The sequence below is a fragment of the Zeimonas arvi genome, assembly GCF_008039575.1.
Taxonomy (GTDB): Bacteria; Pseudomonadota; Gammaproteobacteria; order Burkholderiales; family Burkholderiaceae_E; genus Zeimonas; species Zeimonas arvi.
Genome location: NZ_VDUY01000001.1, coordinates 1 through 16,594, shown reverse-complemented (window position 1 = coordinate 16,594; position 16,594 = coordinate 1). Strand labels below are relative to the sequence as shown.

Here is a 16,594-nt window from a genome sequence, read left to right as displayed (position 1 = left end):
TTTCGATCTCGTCAGTCTAGGGCGCTCTGTGGAGAGCGTCTTGCGCTGGCGCAAGCTCGACCACGACCAGCCTGTCCGCCGGCAGGGCGGCGCGGGCAAGGTCGACCAGATGGCCGTGGTGGGTGAACACGATCGCCTGGCCGGTCTGCGCGAAATCCGCGAGCGCCTGAAGCATGTGGGCCGCGCGCCGGTCGTCGGAGGTCATCAGCACGTCGTCGAGCACGACCGGCAGGTCGACGCCGGCTTCCCGACGCAGTCCGAGCGCGGCGAGGCGCAGGGCCAGGTAGAGCTGGTCGCAGCTTCCCTCGCTCATGGCTTCGACGCCGATCCTGCGGCCGTCGCGCCGCTCGGCCAGCAGCACCGGTCGATCGGCGGCCGAATCGTCGGTCAGGAGCCTGGTGAAGGCGCCTTCGGTCATCCGCTCGAAGTAGGCGGAGGCGGCGCGCAGCATCGGTCCCTGGGCCCTGTCACGGAAGCGCTTCGTGGCTTCGCCGAGCAGGGCGTGGGCGAGACGGGTGCGGATCCAGTCAGGGAGATCGCCGCGGATCCGGGCTGCCGCCTGCTCCATCGTCTCGCGTGCGGCCGCCGCGGTGTCCGCACCGTCGATCGCGCGCAGAGCGTGCCGGGCGGATTCCTCGGCCTCGCGGGCGGCCCGCAATTCGTCCTCCAGGTCGGCCAGCGCGCGGGTGCAGGTGGTCTCGTCGGCGTCCAGCCGGTCGGGGTCGAGTCCTGCCAGGTGTTCGCGGAGCGCCTCGACCGGCTGCCGCGAGGCCTGCGCGAGCTGGGCGCTCGCGCCGTCGAAGGCCGCCTGCGCATCGCGCCTGCGCTGGGCGCGCGCTTCGGCCTCGGGCAGGGCGGCCGGGGACGCGACGCCTGCCGACTCGCACAGTCGGGCGAGCGTTGCTTCGTGACGGGCGGCGGTGGCGCGGTGCCGGGCCAGGTTCGCGGTCGCGGCCTCGAGGGCCTGGCTGGCCAGCGCGTGCTCGCGGGCGTCGGACTCGGCGCCGTCGAGCCGGGTGGCCAGCCGCTCGAGCCACAGGCGAAGGTCGGCCGGCGCGGGTTCGCCAAGGGACGTGGCGATCGACCCGGCGTCTCGCTCGAGCAGCGACAGGGCCTGGCGCGCACGCCGCGCGCCGGCTTCGACCGCGGCCAGGCGCTCGTGCCCGGCGAGCAGCGCATCGAACTCGGCCAGGCGGGCCCGGATCACCGCGATGCTGGACTCTCCCTCGATCAGCAGGCCGCCCAGCGGCGCGTCGAGGGCCGCGCGGGCCTCGCCGAGCGCCTTGCGAAGCGCTGCTTCGCGCGCCGCCGACTGCCGGCGCTGGAGCTCGCGTTGGGCGCGCTGGCCCCGCGCGGTGTCCAGGCGCTTCTCGGCCTGGCGGTGGCGGTCCTCGATCTCGTCGGCGATCGCCGCCAGTGCCTCGATCGGTGTCTGCGCGTCGGGGACCGCGTGTCCGGAAGCCTCGATGGCGGCGTGCAACGAAGCGGCGAGTCGGTGGGCAAGACCGCGTGCGGCTTCGTGCTCGTCGACGCGCGCCTGCAAAGCCTCGGCGGCGCTCCGCAGCCGGGCGAGCCGCGCCTGCCAGTCGCGCAGCGCCGCCGGCGAGAGCGGCGGCAGGTGCGCATCGGCGAGCTGGCGCTGCCAGCGGGCCTGTCGCGCCGCTGCCTCGCGCGCGATCTCTTCGAGCTGCCGGCGCAGTTCCGCGGCGTCGCGGTCGAGCTTCGCGATCTCGCGCAGGCTGGCCTGCAGTTGCGCCGAGCGTTCGTGCTCGGCGGCCAGCGTGTCGGCGAGGGCGTCGGCGCGGGCGACGGACTCCTCGTAAGCGAGCGGCAGAGGCCGGTCGCCGGCGAAATCCTCGGTGCGCGGGTGGGTGCGCTCCACGTAGGCGGCTCGCACCAGCGCCCAGCCGGCGTCGCGATGCGCGCGGGCGGCGGCGAGCGCCTCGCGGGTCGGGACCTCGCCCTGGGCGAGCACCGCGTCGCGGCGGGCGGTCTCGTCCTCGCGCGCCTCGGCGATCCGCGCCAGGCGTCGTTCGTGCTCCTCGCGGCGCGTGGCGTCCCGGCGGTCGGCGCTGATCGCGTCGTCGATCTGCGTGTCGAGCAAGGGGCGTGCGCGACGCAGGGCGGCCTCGTCCGGCAGCCCCGCGTCGGCCAGCGCGATCGCCAGCGCGCGCCGCGCGGCCTCGATAGCGGCGGGCAGCTCGACCAGTTGCTGCAGCAGCCTCGCGTTGCCGGCCACCGCGGCGCGCGCGATCCGGAGCGCTGCGCGCGCTTCAGGCGGCGCAAGCGAGGGCTCGGCGCCTTCGTCGGGCTCTTGCGCCTCGGCGGCAGCTTCGCGGTGCTGTTCGAGGGCCTGCTCGAGTCGTTCGACGTCGCGCAGGGCTTCCTCGATCGCGGTGCGTCCGGCGAGGGAGGGCGCACGCGCGAGCACCGCCGCCACGGCCGAGCGGGTTTCGTGCGAGTCCGGGCCGGTGGCGCCGCCCGCGAAGGCCTGCGGGTCGATGCGGCGGGCGATCTCCGCGACGCGCTGCGATTCGGTCGCGACCTCCGCGGTGGTGCTCGCGAGTTCGATGCGATGCCGGTCGATGGATTCGGCCGAGGCGAGCAACCTGCGCGCGGCCGGCGCGATGTCCAGGATTGCGCGGTCGAGCGACAGGCGGGCCAGCCGCTGCCGCTGGCGCGCGGCCTCGGCGGCGGCGTCCTCGGCGTCCTGGCGCGCGGCAGCGAGTCCGGATTCGGCGGCGGCGCGCTCGCTCGCGGCGGCGTCCGGCAGCGGCGGCACCTCGCGCAACTCCTCGAGCACGGTCCGCGCGTGGTCCAGCGCGCCGAGCAGGGGCGCGACCGCCCGCAGCTCCGCGACCTGGCGCAGCCGGCTGCCCAACTCGCGCTGGCGGGCTTCCAGCGCGGCGAGCGCCTCGGCGGCCGTGCGGTGGCGTCTGGACAGTTCGGCCCAGTGCGCGGGCCGGATCAGTGCCTCCTTCATCGCGTTCCGGTTCTCGTCGAGCGCGCGCAATGCCTCGTTTATCCGCGCGTTGCGGCCGCGCGCGCCGGGCATGAAGAAGCGGCGGGCCGACTGGTCCAGCCGGTCGAGGATGCGCGGAATGCTCTGTACGCCGGCGCTGGCTTCGAACAAGGCCGCGCCGACTTCGCCCTCGCCCTCGAGCAGCGCCTTGCCGCCCTTGCGCAGGCGCCCGTGGTCGATCGCGAAGCCGGTCTCGTACTCGTCGCGGCTCAGGCCGCAGGTGAGCAGCGCCTCGAGTTCCGGCGGGGCCGGGTCGATCGGCTGCGCCTCGGGGTCGGCGAAGTCGGTCCGGTAGAGCGTGTTGATCCGACCCTTGCGGCGCATCAGCGCGTGCCGCGCACCCGAACGGTCGACGAATTCGCCGCCCACGCGCATGTCGGGATGCGGATGGACGAAGTTGTCCGGGCTCTGCTGCGGGATGCCGAAACGCAGGTCGGTCATCGCGCGAAGGGCGGAAGACTTGCCTGCTTCGTTCGGGCCGTGCACCAGCACCAGGCCGCGCCCATCCGGTCCGAACTCGAGCACGCGCTCGGTGAACGGGCCGAAGGCCTTCAGGTGCAGGCGCAGCAGCCTCAACGCGCGTCTCCCTCGGCGGCATCGCCCGTCAGCTGGGCCAGGACCGTGGCCTCGGCGTCGCCCAGCAGCGCGCGAATCGCCGCGGCGTCGAGTGCGCGCGGGTCGGCGTCGGCGACCAGGGACGGAAGCGGGCCGAGCTCGGCGAGCTGCGCGACGAACCAGTCCCGCATGCCGGCCTCGTCGGCGGCGATCGCGTCCACCAGCCGCACGACCTCGCCGGTGGCGTCGCCGCGCTCGGCGGCGGCGGCGCGATCGAAGGGCGAGCGCAGCGCAAGCCGTACCGACTCGATCCACAACTCGGCGTCGTCGACGTCCTGGGCCGCGGCATGGATGGCGGCGGCGATCGTGCCGGGCTGCGTGGCCTCGAGGCGATGCAGCGCGGATTCCCCTTCCACGACCACGCGCACCGCGTGCAGGCGGTCGCGCGCGTCGGCGGCGAGCGCCGCGCCGCGCTCGCGGAAGCGCCGGGCCAGCGCATCGATGCCGTGCATGCCGGAAGCGTCGATGTCCACCCGGTGCCAGCGGACCACGTCCAGCGCCACGAACTCGGCCGAGACCAGCATGCCGTCTTCGACGACCACCAGCTCGCAGCCTTTCGGGCCGGTCTCGCGGGCGTGGCGGCCCTGCAGGTTGCCCGGGAACACGATCCGCGGCGAGGCCTCGCGGACGACCTCGCGGGCATGCACGTGGCCCAGCGCGAAGTAGTCGTAGCCCTTGGCGACGAGCGTGTCGGGCGTGGTCGGTGCGTAGGGGTCGTGGCCCTCGCGCCCGGTCAGGCTGGTGTGCAGCAGCCCGATGTTGAAGCGGCCCGGCAGCGGCGCCGGATAGAGCGGCACCAGATCCTCGGGCACCGCCCGGTTCGGGAAGCTTCGGCCGTGTATCGCCGCGCCCAGTTCGGGCAGATCCATCGTCTCGCTCTTCAGCGAGCTGAAGACGTGCACCCCTTCGACCTCGGGCAGCTGCCGCGTGATCTGGCTCTCGGCATCGTGGTTGCCCTTGACCGCGAAGACCCGCACGCCGGCCCGCCGCAGCCTGAGCATCTGGTCGCGGAAGAAGAGCCCGGTGCGGAAGTCGGCCCAGTCGCCGTCGTAGACGTCGCCGGCGAGCAGCACCAGGTCGACCGCCCGATCGATCGCGAGGTCGACCAGCGCGACCAGCGCCTGCCGCGTGGCGCCGCGCAGGCGCGCCACCGGCGCGCCCTCGTAGGCGTCGAGCCCGCGAAGCGGGCTGTCGATGTGCAGGTCGGCGGCGTGAAGGAAGCTGAATCTCAAGGCGGTGAGGTCCGGGGGAGAGGCGGGCGGTCAGCGATAGGCCGCGGCCGCGGTCGCCAGACGCTCGGCGATCCGCTTGCGAAGGCTGTCCGGCGACACCACCTCGACCTGCTCGCCATGACGAAGGATATCCATCTCCAGCTCGGGCGATTGCGAGTAGGGGATGCGCAGCTCGTAGCGACCGTCAGGGAGCGCGAGCCCTTCCTGTCGAGGATGCCAGACCTCGGCGCGCACCCAGCGCGCCGCGTCGGCGGAAAAACGCAGTACCGCCCAGCGAAGCTTCGTGCCGCGATAGATGCCGTAGCCCGAGCCCAGTTCGGCCTCCACCGTCTTCAGCGACAGGTCGCGGGCGCGGCGGTCCACCAGGCGGGCGTCCTCGACTGCGTCGAGCGCGAACACGCGCAGCGACTCGCTGCGATGGCACCAGGCGTCGAGGTACCAGGCGTTTCGGTAGTGGACCAGCCGCTGCGGCGAGACCTCGCGCACGCTGCGCGCGTTGCGCGAGCGCGTGTGGTAAGCGATCTCGACCCGCTGCCGCTTGACCAGCGCGCTCCCGACCACTTCGAAGCGCACCGGCGGCACCGGCCGGTTCTGCGCGGGGATCAGCCGCACGCGCCGGATGATCTCGTCCGGGTCGCCCTCCGCCGTGCCGAGCAGCGCCTTGAGCCGGGCGATCAGCGGCGCGATCTGCGGGCCGAGCATGCCCCCGGTGTCCAGCTCTTCGAGCAAGCGATGCATCGTGAGCAGCGCGAGGATCTCGCGGTCGTTGAACCACAGGCCGGGCAGCTCGTACTGCGGGCCGGTGGCGGCGCCCCCGGCGAAGCAGTAGCCGCCGCGCTCGCGGTCCCAGACGATCGGCGCGTTCAGGCGGTCGCGCAGGTAGGCCAGGTCGCGCTTGAGCGTGGCGCGCGACACCTCGAGCTCGCGCATCAGTTCGTCGAACGGAACCAGCCCGCGCTGGTTGATCAGCTGGTCGATGCGGTAGAAGCGCTCGGTCTGGTTCATTGATCTCAGGGGAATTCCTGCCCGCGATCGGGGCCACGGCGAAGTCTATGCCAGCCGCGAAAATGGTATATACGGGGCAACTTCACCGAAAGCCAAGTACATGGATCCCACGCCGCAGGATGCCGGCGGCAATGCCGGCGACGACAGGGCGGCGACGATCGAGCGCTGGCTCGCGCGCGAGCGCGAGGCGCGCCTTCTCCTCGCACAGCCCGGAAAGATTCCGCTCGACGAACTCGCCCGGACCTCAGGCCTCGAGTTCCTGCAGCGCATCGGGCGTGGCGAGCTGCCGTCGGCGCCGATCTTCCAGGCGCTCGACTTCGTGCCGGTCGAGTGCGAGGAAGGCCGGATGGTCTTCCAGGGAACGCCGAAGGCCGAGTACTACAACCCGATCGGCTCGGTGCACGGCGGCTACATCGCCACGCTGCTCGATTCGGCAGTGGGCTGCGCCGTGCAGACGATGATCGCCAAGGGCTTCGGTTACACCACGCTCGAGCTGAAGCTCAGCTACCTGCGCCCGGTTACCGACCGGACCGGGCCGGTTCGCGCCGAAGGCAGGGTGATCAACGTCTCGCGCCAGATCGGAACGGCCGAGGGGCGCCTGGTGGATGCCGGCGGCAAGCTCTACGCCCACGCGACCACGACCTGCCTGATCTTCCCGATTCCGCAGACGGCCTGAGCCCGCGATCCCCGCGCTTGCCCCGGCGCGAGGGGCCGGCCGCGCCAGGCGATCGGCTAACATCGGCGCAGTCCAACCCTCCGGGAGAGCGCCGATGCCCCGACAGATCGTTGCCACCGCCGACGCGCCTGCCGCGATCGGCCCCTACTCGCAGGCGGTTCGCGTCGGCGACACGGTCTGGCTTTCGGGCCAGATCCCGCTCGACCCGGCCACCGGCCAGCTGGTCGACGGGGACTTCACTGCCCAGGTCGAGCGCGCCTTCGCGAATCTCGCGGCCGTGGTGAAGGCGGCTGGCGGCAGGCTGGACCAGATCGTCAAGCTCACGCTGTTCCTGACCGACCTCGGGCAGTTCGGCACCGTGAACGAGATCATGCAGCGGCACTTCCGCGCGCCGTATCCGGCCCGCTCGACGCTGGGCGTGGCGAGCCTGCCGCGCGGCGCGCAGTTCGAGGTCGAGGCGGTGCTGGTGCTCGAGCAGGTCGTCTAGTCCGCCGACTTCCGGCGCAGCAGCCTGCCGATTTCATCCAGGTGGCCGAGGCTCTTCCGCTCGCCAGGCTCGGCATCCGCCGCGAGCAGGATCTGCCGCTTCACCTGCCGATCCGCTACGAGGACGAGACCCGGATCGTGCCGATCGCCCGGGTCCGCCCGGGCGAGACGGTGCAGGTCGAGGGCGAGGTCGCGCGCACCGAGATCGTCCCCCGGCCCCGGCGGATGCTGGTCGTGGCGCTGCGCGACGATGCCGGCGACCGCATCGACCTGCGCTTCTTCAACTTCTGGGGCTCGCAGCTCAAGCAGTTCGGGTCGGGCCGCCGGGTGAGGGCGCAGGGCGAGGCGCGCGGCGGCTTGTTCGGCCTGGAGCTGGTCCACCCGCGCTGGCGGCTGGTCGACCCGGGCGAGCCCTTGCCGGATCGGCTCACGCCGGTGTACTCGACCGTGTCCGGCATCGGGCAAGCCAGGATCCGCGCCGCGGTGCTGGGTGCGCTGCGCAAGCTCGCCTGGCCCGAGACGGTGCCGGCCGACGTCGTGCGCCGGCTGGGGCTGCCGCCGGCGGCCGACGCCTTGCGGGCGCTGCACCAGCCCGAGCCTGGCGTGGCGCTGGAGGCCCTGCAGGAGCGCGCCACGCCCGAGTGGCGGCGGGTGATCTTCGACGAGCTGCTGGCCCAGCAACTGTCGCTCAAGCGCGCGCGCGCGGCCCGGGCTTCGCTGGCCGCGCCGGCGCTCGGCTCGGGCACTGCGGTCGGGCGCCTGCTCGGGGCGCTGCCCTTCAGGCTGACCGGCGCGCAGCAGCGGGCCTGGGCCGAGGTGGCCGCCGACCTGGCCCGCGCGCAGCCGATGAACCGGCTGCTGCAGGGCGACGTGGGCAGCGGCAAGACGGTGATCGCGGCCCTGGCGGCGGCGCAGGCCATCGGCAGCGGCTGGCAGGCCGCGATGATGGCGCCCACCGAGCTGCTCGCCGAGCAGCACTGGCGAAAGCTCGCGCCCTGGATGAAGGCGGTCGGCGCGCGCGTCGCCTGGCTGTCGGGCTCGCTGCGCGAATCGGAGAAGAAGGCGGTGCGCGCCGCGGTCGCGGCCGGCGAGGTCGACCTGCTGGTCGGCACGCACGCGCTGATCGAGGACACGGTGGCCTTCGCGCGTCTGGGCCTGGCGATCGTCGACGAGCAGCACCGCTTCGGCGTGGCTCAGCGGCTGGCCCTGCGGGCCAAGCTCGACACGGCCGCGGCAGGCGGCCTGCTGCCGCATCAGCTGATGATGAGCGCCACGCCGATCCCGCGCACGCTGGCCATGTCCTACTACGCCGACCTCGACGTGTCGGTCATCGACGAGCTGCCGCCGGGTCGCACGCCGGTGGTCACCAAGCTGGTGTCCGAGGCGCGGCGCGACGAGGTCATCGACCGGCTGCGCGCCGCCGCCGCCGCCGGGCGCCAGGTCTACTGGGTCTGCCCGCTGATCGAGGAGAGCGAGTCGCTCGACCTGCAGACCGCGATCGACACCCACGAGCGCCTGTCCCGGGAGCTCGCGCCGATCCGCGTGGGCCTGGTCCACGGACGGATGCCGCCGGCCGACAAGCAGGCGGTGATGGACGGCTTCGTGCGCGGCGAGGTGCAGGTGCTGGTGGCCACCACGGTGATCGAGGTCGGCGTGGACGTGCCCAACGCCTCGCTGATGATCATCGAGCACGCCGAGCGTTTCGGCCTCGCGCAGCTGCACCAGCTGCGCGGCCGGGTGGGGCGCGGCACGACCGAGAGCTTCTGCGTGCTGATGTACCGCAACCCGCTGTCGGCGACCGCGCGCGAGCGGCTGCGCACGATGTACGAGACCACCGACGGCTTCGAGATCGCGCGCCGCGACCTGATGCAGCGCGGGCCCGGCGAGCTGCTCGGCGCCCGCCAGTCGGGGCAGATGCTGCTGCGCTTCGCGGACCTCGAGCGCGACTCCGAGCTGGTGGCCGTCGCGCGCGAGACCGCCGACCAGATGTTGCGCGAGGATCCAGCGGCGGTCGACGCGCACCTCGAGCGTTGGCTGGGCGGGCGCGAGGAATTCCTCAAGGCATGAAGGCCCGAGGGGCCCCAGGCGCCCGTGCCGGGCCGGCTCAGGCGCTCAGGTCGCGCTTTTTCTCCTCGTACTCCTCCTTGCCGATCTCGCCGCGCGCGTAGCGCTTCTTCAGGACATCCAGGGCGCTTTCCGCGCCGTGGCCAGTCGTTGCGGCGTCGGCGCGCAGCCACCGCGCCAGCACGAAGATTCCCATCGCGATCAGCACCAGCCAGAGCACGCCATGGAGCAGGCCCATCAGGCCCCAGCCCATGCCCCATCCCCATCCACCGTCGTACATGCCGCCCCACATCATCGAGGGCCTCCGTCTCCCGGCCCCCACCACGGCCCCCAGTTGCGCAGCTTGTCGCGCTGCTCGGGTGTGAGAACCTGGTCGACGCGGTCTGCGGTGTCGAGGGCGATCTCGAGACGCTGCCTGCGCAGCGCGCTCATCCGGTCGAAGGCAGCCAGCGCGGCGGCGCGATCCCGCTTGCCCGGGGCGGCCATCGCGTCGCGGACCCCCGCCATCTCGTCGTGCATCTTGCCGGCGAGCTCCCACTGCTTGCGGCGGGTCTCGTCCTGGATCTTCGCGAGTTCGCCACGCTGCTTCTCGGTCAGATCGGCCAGCCACATCGCGCGGCCCGCGCCGAAGCCCATCATGCCCTGGACCATTCCCCAGCCGGGGCCATGGCCGCCCATCATCCCGGGGCCCATGCCGTAGCCCGGCCCGTAGCCGCCCATCATGCCGGGGCCCATGCCGTAGCCGGACCCGTAGCCGCCCATCATGCCGGGGCCCATGCCCCAGCCAGGACCCATGCCCCAGCCGTGGCCCCAGCCGCCGGGCGCCTGCGCGTTCGGCGAGGGTTGGGCGACGGCTAGTCCCGCGGAGAGCGCGAGGGCCGAGGCAAGGATCATTCGCTTCATGTCCGTCTCCTGGATAGCGGCGCAGATCCTGGACCAAGGACCGACGCAGGCTCTCGCCGCGGCGACCGCCTGAGAGAGGGGGGTCGGATCCCGTCGGCAGTCGAAGGCGGGATAGGGCCGGCGCTGCCGGCAGGCGGTGCGTCGCACCGTGCGAGCGCTCAAGATGGCACCCGCTGTCGGCGGCGTCAATCGCATTGCCCGGCGTGCGTTGACCCAGGACAATGTCGGATTCGAGGGCATGGCCAGGCGGCCGGCCCAGGCCCGCGGAGCAAGGACAGGACGATGACGGAGGGAACCCCATCGCGGCGCGGTGTGCCGGTCATCGGGCTGCTCGCAGGCGCCGCCCTGGTCGCGTCGATCGCCGGCCTGGGGTGGTGGCAGTTCGCCCGGACGGCAGCAAGTCCCATGGACAGCACCGACCCGCGCGTGCTCGCCCTGGGCGAGCGTGTCTACCAGCGCGAATGCGCGAGCTGCCACGGCGTGCAACTCGAAGGCCAGCCCGACTGGCAGACGCGCCTGATCAACGGCCGGCTGCCGGCGCCGCCGCACGACCCTTCGGGCCACACCTGGCATCACCCGGCCGAGCAGTTGTTCGGCATCGTCAAGGATGGCGTTGAGGCCTACGCGCCGGCCGGCTACGAAAGCGACATGCCGGCCTACGCCGGGCGTTTGTCGGACGCCGAGATCTGGGCGGTGCTGGCATTCATCAAGTCGACCTGGCCCGCCGACACCCGCGGCTACCACGACGAAATCGATCGGCGCAATCGCCGGCGCTGAGCGGCGATTGCGCGGTGCGATGGCGGCGCGGCCGCCGACGGCGGCGCGCTTCAGACGCTGAATCGCCCGTTCGCTGCGTTCCAGGCCGCGACAAAGCGGCGCGCGCGCTCGCCGACCGCGCGGGCCTCGTCGCCGGGGCGGTAGAGCGCCGAGCCCAGCCCGAAGCCCGAGGCGCCGGCGGCGCGCCAGACGGCCATCTTCTCGGGGGTGATGCCGCCCACCGGCAGGATGGCCACCGAGGCCGGCACGACCGCGCGCCAGGCGCGCAGCGCTTCCGGCGGGATGCCCTCGGCGGGGAAGAGCTTGAGCGCCGCCGCGCCGGCCTTCAGCGCGGCGAAGGCCTCGGACGGGGTGGCGACACCCGGCACCGCCGGCATTCCCAGCGCTGCCGCCTGCCGCACCACCTCGGGGTCGAAGCTGGGCGACACCACCAGACCGCCGCCGGCCTCGCGGACCGCGCGGACCTCGGCGGCCTCCAGCACCGTGCCGGCGCCGACCACGCAGTCCGAGAGACGCGCGGCCAGCAGGCCGATGCTGGCGAGCGGATCGGGCGAGTTCAGCGGCACCTCGATCAGCCGGAAGCCGGCGTCGCGCAGCGCGTCGCCGATGGCCGGGGCCTCGGCGGGGGTGAGGCCGCGCAGGATCGCGACCAGCGGAAGCGCCGCGATCGCGGCGTCGAGTTCGGGGTGGCGGGGCGTCGTCGTGTTCGGAGTCGGGGACATCGCGTTCGGATTCAGGGAAATCGCGTTGCGCTTCGGAGGCGTCGTCGAGGATCGAAGGGCCGGCGCTCAGGCGACGAGCCCCGCGTGGGCGGCGATCGCGTACAGCCCGTCCCGGGCCGGCTCGCCTTGCGCGGCAGTGGCCTCGATGCCGGCCAGGTGCAGCGCGCGCAGGTAGCGGGCGGCCAGCGCCGGCGCGGCGATCACGCAGGGCGCCTGGCGTGGCGAGAAGGCGCGCAGCGCGTCGCCGATCTCCGCCCCGATCAGCAGACCGGACAGGTAGCCGGGCAGGTGATCGGGCGGGCGCTGGCCGAGCAGGCCTTCGCTGCGCACCGTGAACAGCAGGTGGCCCAGGGCGCCGGGTTCGGCCAGGCCGCGGCGCACGCCGTCGTCGAAGGCCGACAAGGGACCGGGGGCATCGGGCGATTCGGGTTCCTCGCACAGCCGCCCGAGGATCGAGTGCTGGCGCATGACCGCGTAGAGCTCGCCGGTCATGCAGGTGCGAAACCCGGTGACGACCGCGTCGCGCGTGGCGACCCACTTGCTGTGCGTGCCCGGCAGCAGGAAGAGGGCCGTTCCGCTGGCGCCGGTCCCGATCGCCCCGAACACCTGGGTCTCCTCGCCCCGGATCACGTCGGGCGATCCGCCGGGCGGCCGGGTGACCAGCCCCGGCACGATCCGGAAGGGGCGGCCGGCTTCGTCGCCGAGATCCAGCAGGCCCGAGGCCAGCGCGTCGAATCCGGCCGGGGTGGCCACGTAGGGCGCTTCGCGCCAGCCTTGCCGGCTGCCGATCATGCCGGAGGCGATCGCCGGCAGGTCGGGGCGGATGGCGAGCCACAGCGCGCAGAAGGCCCGGAAGGCCTCGGCGAAGCGGCCTTCGCGCACGTTCAGGATGCCCAGCGGCGCCTCGCGCCGGTCGAGCACCTCGCCGTTCGCATCGAGCAGCCAGCCGCGCAACGAGGAGCTGCCCCAGTCCAGCGCGATCAGGCGGGCGCGTTCGGCAGCGCCGGCGGGCAGTGCTTCGGAGTCGTGTTCCGGAACCATGATCGGGAGTATGCCCGAGCCGCGGCCCCGGCCGGGCGCCTTGATATCATCGTCCGACCCCATGACGCTCACCGAACTCAAGTACATCGTGGCCCTGGCGCGCGAGCGCCACTTCGGCCGCGCCGCCGAGGCCTGCTTCGTCAGCCAGCCTACGCTTTCGGTCGCGATCAAGAAGCTCGAGGACGAACTCGGTGTCCAGCTCTTCGAGCGCGGCGGTTCCGAGGTCGCGGTCACGCCGGTGGGCGAGCAGATCGTCGAGCAGGCCCAGCACGTGCTCGAGCAGAGCAACGCGATCCGCGAGATCGCGGCGCAGGGCCGCGACCCGCTTGCCGGGCCCCTGCGGGTGGGTGTGATCTACACGATCGGCCCCTACCTGCTGCCGCACCTGGTGCGGCGGATGATCGCCGACGCGCCGCAGATGCCGCTGCTGCTGCAGGAGAACTACACGGTCAAGCTGCTCGAGCTGCTGCGCCAGGGCGACATCGACGTGGCCATCGTGGCCGATCCCTTCCACGACGCCGGGTTGGTCACGCAGGCGGTCTACGACGAGCCCTTCATCGTGGCCGTGCCGAAACACCACCCCTGGGCGAAGCGCAGGAAGATCCGTTCCGAGGAGCTCAAGGAGCAGACGATGCTTCTGCTCGGCACCGGCCACTGCTTCCGCGACCACGTGCTCGAGGTCTGCCCGGAGCTGTCGCGTTTCTCGCAGGCCAGCGCCGGCATCCAGAAGACCTTCGAGGGCTCCTCGCTGGAAACCATCCGGCACATGGTGGCCTCGGGCATCGGCGTCACGGTGCTGCCCAAGATGGTCCGGCCCGACATGAGCGACGACGGCCTGCTGACCTATCTCCCGTTCGAGACGCCCGAGCCTTACCGGCGAGTGTCGCTGGCCTGGCGCAAGAGCTACTCGCGGCGGCCGGCCATCGAGGCCTTGCGCAAGGCGATCCTGCACGCGGGGCTGCCGGGCGTGACCATGCTGGCCGACGAGCCCGCCGTCAGCCACTGACAACCCCGGTCGGCCCTGCCCGGCCCCGATGGACGTCAAACAATGGGACGCCAAGCATGAGCGAACGCCCGACCTACCCGACGATCGAGGACACGATCGGCCACACGCCGCTGGTGCGGCTGCAGCGCCTGCCCGGCGCCGCCAACGCCGCGCGCGGCAACCTGATCCTGGGCAAGCTGGAGGGCAACAATCCGGCAGGTTCGGTCAAGGACCGGCCGGCGCTGGCGATGATCGCCAAGGCCGAGGCGCGCGGCGAGATCCGGCCGGGCGACACGCTGATCGAGGCCACTTCCGGCAACACCGGCATCGCATTGGCCATGGCGGCGGCGATACGCGGCTACCGGATGGTCCTGATCATGCCCGACAACCTGTCGGTCGAGCGCCGGCAGTCGATGAAGGCCTACGGCGCCGAGCTGATCCTGGTCAGCCAGAAGGAAGGCATGGAGGGCGCCCGCGACCTGGCCGACCGGATGCAGGCCGAGGGCAAGGGCCGGGTGCTCGACCAGTTCTCCAACGACGACAACTGGGCGGCGCACTACGAAACCACCGGCCCCGAGATCTGGGAGCAGACGCGCGGGCAGGTCACGCATTTCGTGTCGGCGATGGGCACCACCGGCACAATCACCGGCGTGTCGCGCTACCTGAAGGAAAGGAATCCGGCGGTGCAGATCGTGGGCGCTCAGCCCGCCGAAGGCTCGTCGATCCCGGGCATCCGGAAGTGGCCGGTCGAGTACCTGCCGAAGATCTATCGCCATGCGATCGTCGACCGCACCGAGTCGGTCACGCAGGCCGATGCCGAGCAGATGGCGCGCAGGCTGGCCGCCGAAGAGGGCATCTTCTGCGGCATCTCGGCCGCCGGCGCCTGCTGCATCGCCTTGCGGATCGCCGAGACCGTCGAGAACGCGACGATCGTGTTCATCGTCTGCGACCGCGGCGACCGTTACCTGTCGACGGGCGTGTTCCCGGCGTGAACGACGGCGCGCAACGCCGGCGCCAGTTCGTCGGCATCCTGCTCGTCGTCGCGGCGGTCTCGTCGTTCTCCGTCCTCGACTCCTTCGCCAAGCATCTCTCGCAGAGCTATCCGCTGCCGCTGGTCATCTGGGCGCGCTACTTCTTCCACGTGGTGATCATGGTGGCGCTGCTGTGGCCGCGGATGGGCGCGCGGCTGGTGGCCACGCAGCGCCCGGGGCTTCAGATCGCGCGCGGCGTGGTGCTCGGGATGTCCACGCTGTTCTTCGTGTCGGGCATCTCGCTGATGCCGTTGGCCGAGGCTTCGTCCATCACGATGGTCGCGCCGATCCTGCTCACGCTGCTGGCGCGCCGCTTCCTGCGCGAGAAGGCGCCCCCGGGCACCTGGTGGGCGCTGGCGGTGAGCTTCGCCGGCGTGCTGCTGATCGTGCGCCCGGGCGGCCAGGTCTTCGGCTGGCCGGCGCTCTTTCCGCTGGCGACGGCCTTCTGCTTCGCCGGCTACCAGCTGCTCACCCGCAAGCTGGCGGGCGTCGACGACGGACTCTCCACGTTGTTCCTGGGCGCGCTGGTGGCCACCGCGCTGGCCACGCTGGTGGTGCCCTGGTACTGGGAGCTGCCACGCAACTGGACCGACGCCGGCCTGTTCCTGGCCATGGGCGCGATGGGCGCGTTCAGTCACCTGCTGCTGGTGCGCGGCTTCGAGCGGGCGCCGGCCTCGCTGCTCGCGCCCTTCATCTACCTGCAGATCGTGGCCGCGCTGACCCTGGGCTGGCTGGTCTTCGGGAACTTCCCGGACCTGGTCGCGCTGGCCGGCATGGGGCTGATCGCGCTGACCGGCGTGACGATGGCCTTGCGCGGTCGCGGCCCGATGCGCCCGGAGCGCGAGACTGCGGGGGTTGCCGCGCAGCCGGAGACGCTCGAACCGGCGGCGCAGGAGCGCGCGGCGGCGATCGCCGGTCCGGTGCTGGCGCCCGACGGCGCGCCGGCGCTGCCGGCCGAGGCGACGGCCCCGGCCCGGGTGCCGGTGCCCGCGGTGTCCGTCCGCGCGCCGCTGCGCGGCGTGCTGCTCGCGGTGGGCGCCTGCGTGATGTTCTCGCTGCTCGACAGCATCGCCAAGCACTTGTCGCAGACCCACTCGCCGATGATGGTGGCCTGGGCGCGCTACGTGTTCCATGTGGTGATCATGGTCGCGGTGTTCGCGCCCACGATGGGCCGCAGGCTCTTCGTGACCCGCAGCCCCGGGCTGCAGGTGGCCCGCGGGCTCTGCCTGGGCCTGTCGTCGATCTGCTTCTTCTCGAGCATCGCCTACCTGCCGCTGGCCGAGGCCACTGCGATCGTGGCGATCGCGCCGGTGCTGGTCACCGCGGGCGCGGTCTGGTGGCTGAAGGAGCGCACGCCGCCGGGCACCTGGTGGGCGCTGGTGGCCAGCTTCGCCGGAGTGATGCTGATCGTGCGTCCGGGCAGCGCGCTGTTCGGCTGGGCGGCCTTGCTGCCGCTGCTGACCGCGGTGTTCGCGATGGGCTATCAACTGCTCACGCGGCAACTCAGCGGCGTGGACAACGGGCTGGCCACGCTGTTCATCGGCGGCGCGGTGGCGGCCCTGCTGCTGTCGCTGTTCGCGCCGGGAGCCTGGAGCCTGCCCACCGGGCCGCTCGACGCGATCCTCTTCGTGGCCACCGGGGCGATCGGCGCGGTGGGCCACCTGATGCTGGTGCGCGCCTACGAGATCGCATCGGCCTCGTCGCTCGCGCCCTACGGCTACGCGCACGCCGCGGCGGCGCTGGTCTTCGGCTTCGTGTTCTTCGGCCAGTTCCCGGACCTGCCGGCGCTGCTCGGCTTGGGGCTCATCGTGACGACCGGGGTGGTGATGGCGATCCGCAACCGGATGCCGGTGCGCGCGATCGAGGACTAGGGAGTCTGGGCGGCAGAGTGCCGCCCGGACGCCTAGCTGTGAAGCGTCAAGACGTTGTTGTCTGACGCGGCGTTGAGTCTGGAGATCGGCGGCACGCCGCCGATGCCCTGATGCGGGCGGTGCCAGTTGTAGTGGTGCTGCCACTTCGCAAGCATCTGGGTACG

General features: G+C 72.6%; 15 protein-coding genes. 7 read left to right on the top strand and 8 right to left on the bottom strand.

From position 1 onward, the window contains the following. Nucleotides 1-16 precede the first annotated feature (16 nt). Genes FHP08_RS00070 through FHP08_RS00060 form a run of 3 tightly spaced genes read right to left on the bottom strand, consistent with a single transcriptional unit; the run spans nucleotide 17 to nucleotide 5,874 of the window. Complete coding sequence (locus tag FHP08_RS00070) at nucleotides 17-3,598, bottom strand: ATP-binding protein (RefSeq protein ID WP_147702285.1); 3,582 nt, start codon at nucleotides 3,596-3,598, stop codon at nucleotides 17-19. Then, a complete protein-coding gene (locus FHP08_RS00065) occupies nucleotides 3,595-4,869 on the bottom strand; it encodes a metallophosphoesterase family protein (RefSeq protein ID WP_147702284.1) in 1,275 nt (424 codons plus the stop codon). The genes FHP08_RS00070 and FHP08_RS00065 overlap by 4 nt, the downstream gene beginning before the upstream one ends. Before the next feature lie 30 nt (nucleotides 4,870-4,899). Further along, on the bottom strand, nucleotides 4,900-5,874 hold the full coding sequence (locus tag FHP08_RS00060; protein WP_147702283.1) for a helix-turn-helix transcriptional regulator: 975 nt from the start codon (nucleotides 5,872-5,874) through the stop codon (nucleotides 4,900-4,902). A gap of 100 nt (nucleotides 5,875-5,974) precedes the next feature. On the opposite strand from FHP08_RS00060, the gene FHP08_RS00055 reads away from it, so the two are divergent. The 3 genes from FHP08_RS00055 to recG all read left to right on the top strand — a co-directional run bounded on the left by FHP08_RS00055 (nucleotide 5,975) and on the right by recG (nucleotide 9,103). Then, the gene (locus tag FHP08_RS00055) at nucleotides 5,975-6,550 is read left to right on the top strand and encodes a PaaI family thioesterase (RefSeq protein WP_147702282.1); all 576 of its coding nucleotides are present in this window, start codon (nucleotides 5,975-5,977) and stop codon (nucleotides 6,548-6,550) included. Nucleotides 6,551-6,644: 94 nt separating this feature from the next. Continuing rightward, a complete protein-coding gene (locus FHP08_RS18580) occupies nucleotides 6,645-7,037 on the top strand; it encodes a RidA family protein (protein WP_225878968.1) in 393 nt (130 codons plus the stop codon). 41 nt (nucleotides 7,038-7,078) lie between these two features. Next, nucleotides 7,079-9,103 (top strand): ATP-dependent DNA helicase RecG, encoded by a 2,025-nt coding sequence (recG, locus tag FHP08_RS00050; protein ID WP_225878967.1) that lies wholly within the window; start codon nucleotides 7,079-7,081, stop codon nucleotides 9,101-9,103. A gap of 37 nt (nucleotides 9,104-9,140) precedes the next feature. Here the strand turns inward: recG and FHP08_RS00045 are convergent, their stop codons facing one another. Both FHP08_RS00045 and FHP08_RS00040 read right to left on the bottom strand, forming a co-directional pair. Continuing rightward, entirely contained in the window at nucleotides 9,141-9,395 is a 255-nt protein-coding gene (locus FHP08_RS00045) for an SHOCT domain-containing protein (protein ID WP_147702280.1), read from the bottom strand. Next, a complete protein-coding gene (locus tag FHP08_RS00040; RefSeq protein ID WP_147702279.1) occupies nucleotides 9,392-10,003 on the bottom strand; it encodes a Spy/CpxP family protein refolding chaperone in 612 nt (203 codons plus the stop codon). Before FHP08_RS00040 ends, FHP08_RS00045 begins: the two co-directional genes overlap by 4 nt. 282 nt (nucleotides 10,004-10,285) lie before the next feature. Here FHP08_RS00040 and FHP08_RS00035 point away from each other — a divergent pair, with 282 nt between their 5' ends. Continuing rightward, a complete protein-coding gene (locus tag FHP08_RS00035; RefSeq protein ID WP_147702278.1) occupies nucleotides 10,286-10,780 on the top strand; it encodes a c-type cytochrome in 495 nt (164 codons plus the stop codon). Nucleotides 10,781-10,830: 50 nt separating this feature from the next. On the opposite strand, the gene FHP08_RS00030 is transcribed toward FHP08_RS00035, so the two are convergent. Further along, the gene (locus FHP08_RS00030) at nucleotides 10,831-11,502 is read right to left on the bottom strand and encodes a 2-dehydro-3-deoxy-6-phosphogalactonate aldolase (RefSeq protein WP_147702277.1); all 672 of its coding nucleotides are present in this window, start codon (nucleotides 11,500-11,502) and stop codon (nucleotides 10,831-10,833) included. Nucleotides 11,503-11,568: 66 nt separating this feature from the next. Further along, on the bottom strand, nucleotides 11,569-12,543 hold the full coding sequence (locus FHP08_RS00025) for a 2-dehydro-3-deoxygalactonokinase (protein WP_187272106.1): 975 nt from the start codon (nucleotides 12,541-12,543) through the stop codon (nucleotides 11,569-11,571). A gap of 61 nt (nucleotides 12,544-12,604) precedes the next feature. On the opposite strand from FHP08_RS00025, the gene FHP08_RS00020 reads away from it, so the two are divergent. The 3 genes from FHP08_RS00020 to FHP08_RS00010 are packed head-to-tail and all read left to right on the top strand — an operon-like array spanning nucleotide 12,605 to nucleotide 16,430. Beyond that, nucleotides 12,605-13,549 (top strand): LysR substrate-binding domain-containing protein, encoded by a 945-nt coding sequence (locus FHP08_RS00020; RefSeq protein WP_147702275.1) that lies wholly within the window; start codon nucleotides 12,605-12,607, stop codon nucleotides 13,547-13,549. 56 nt (nucleotides 13,550-13,605) lie between these two features. Next, the gene (gene cysM / locus FHP08_RS00015) at nucleotides 13,606-14,520 is read left to right on the top strand and encodes a cysteine synthase CysM (protein ID WP_147702274.1); all 915 of its coding nucleotides are present in this window, start codon (nucleotides 13,606-13,608) and stop codon (nucleotides 14,518-14,520) included. After that, on the top strand, nucleotides 14,517-16,430 hold the full coding sequence (locus FHP08_RS00010) for a DMT family transporter (RefSeq protein WP_147702273.1): 1,914 nt from the start codon (nucleotides 14,517-14,519) through the stop codon (nucleotides 16,428-16,430). The genes cysM and FHP08_RS00010 overlap by 4 nt, the downstream gene beginning before the upstream one ends. Before the next feature lie 32 nt (nucleotides 16,431-16,462). Here FHP08_RS00010 and FHP08_RS00005 read toward each other — a convergent pair. After that, nucleotides 16,463-16,594 (bottom strand): integrase core domain-containing protein (locus FHP08_RS00005; RefSeq protein ID WP_147702272.1); only part of this gene is annotated, 132 nt, incomplete at its 5' end.

Excerpts from the sequence above, each read along its gene's own strand:
- FHP08_RS00040 (WP_147702279.1), bottom strand. The coding sequence starts at position 10,003 with ATGAAGCGAATGATCCTTGCCTCGGCCCTCGCGCTCTCCGCGGGACTA.
- FHP08_RS00060 (WP_147702283.1), bottom strand. The coding sequence starts at position 5,874 with ATGAACCAGACCGAGCGCTTCTACCGCATCGACCAGCTGATCAACCAG.
- FHP08_RS00035 (WP_147702278.1), top strand. The coding sequence starts at position 10,286 with ATGACGGAGGGAACCCCATCGCGGCGCGGTGTGCCGGTCATCGGGCTG.
- FHP08_RS00055 (WP_147702282.1), top strand. The coding sequence starts at position 5,975 with ATGGATCCCACGCCGCAGGATGCCGGCGGCAATGCCGGCGACGACAGG.
- FHP08_RS18580 (WP_225878968.1), top strand. The coding sequence starts at position 6,645 with ATGCCCCGACAGATCGTTGCCACCGCCGACGCGCCTGCCGCGATCGGC.
- FHP08_RS00025 (WP_187272106.1), bottom strand. The coding sequence starts at position 12,543 with ATGGTTCCGGAACACGACTCCGAAGCACTGCCCGCCGGCGCTGCCGAA.
- cysM (WP_147702274.1), top strand. The coding sequence starts at position 13,606 with ATGAGCGAACGCCCGACCTACCCGACGATCGAGGACACGATCGGCCAC.
- FHP08_RS00030 (WP_147702277.1), bottom strand. The coding sequence starts at position 11,502 with ATGTCCCCGACTCCGAACACGACGACGCCCCGCCACCCCGAACTCGAC.
- FHP08_RS00045 (WP_147702280.1), bottom strand. The coding sequence starts at position 9,395 with ATGATGTGGGGCGGCATGTACGACGGTGGATGGGGATGGGGCATGGGC.
- FHP08_RS00020 (WP_147702275.1), top strand. The coding sequence starts at position 12,605 with ATGACGCTCACCGAACTCAAGTACATCGTGGCCCTGGCGCGCGAGCGC.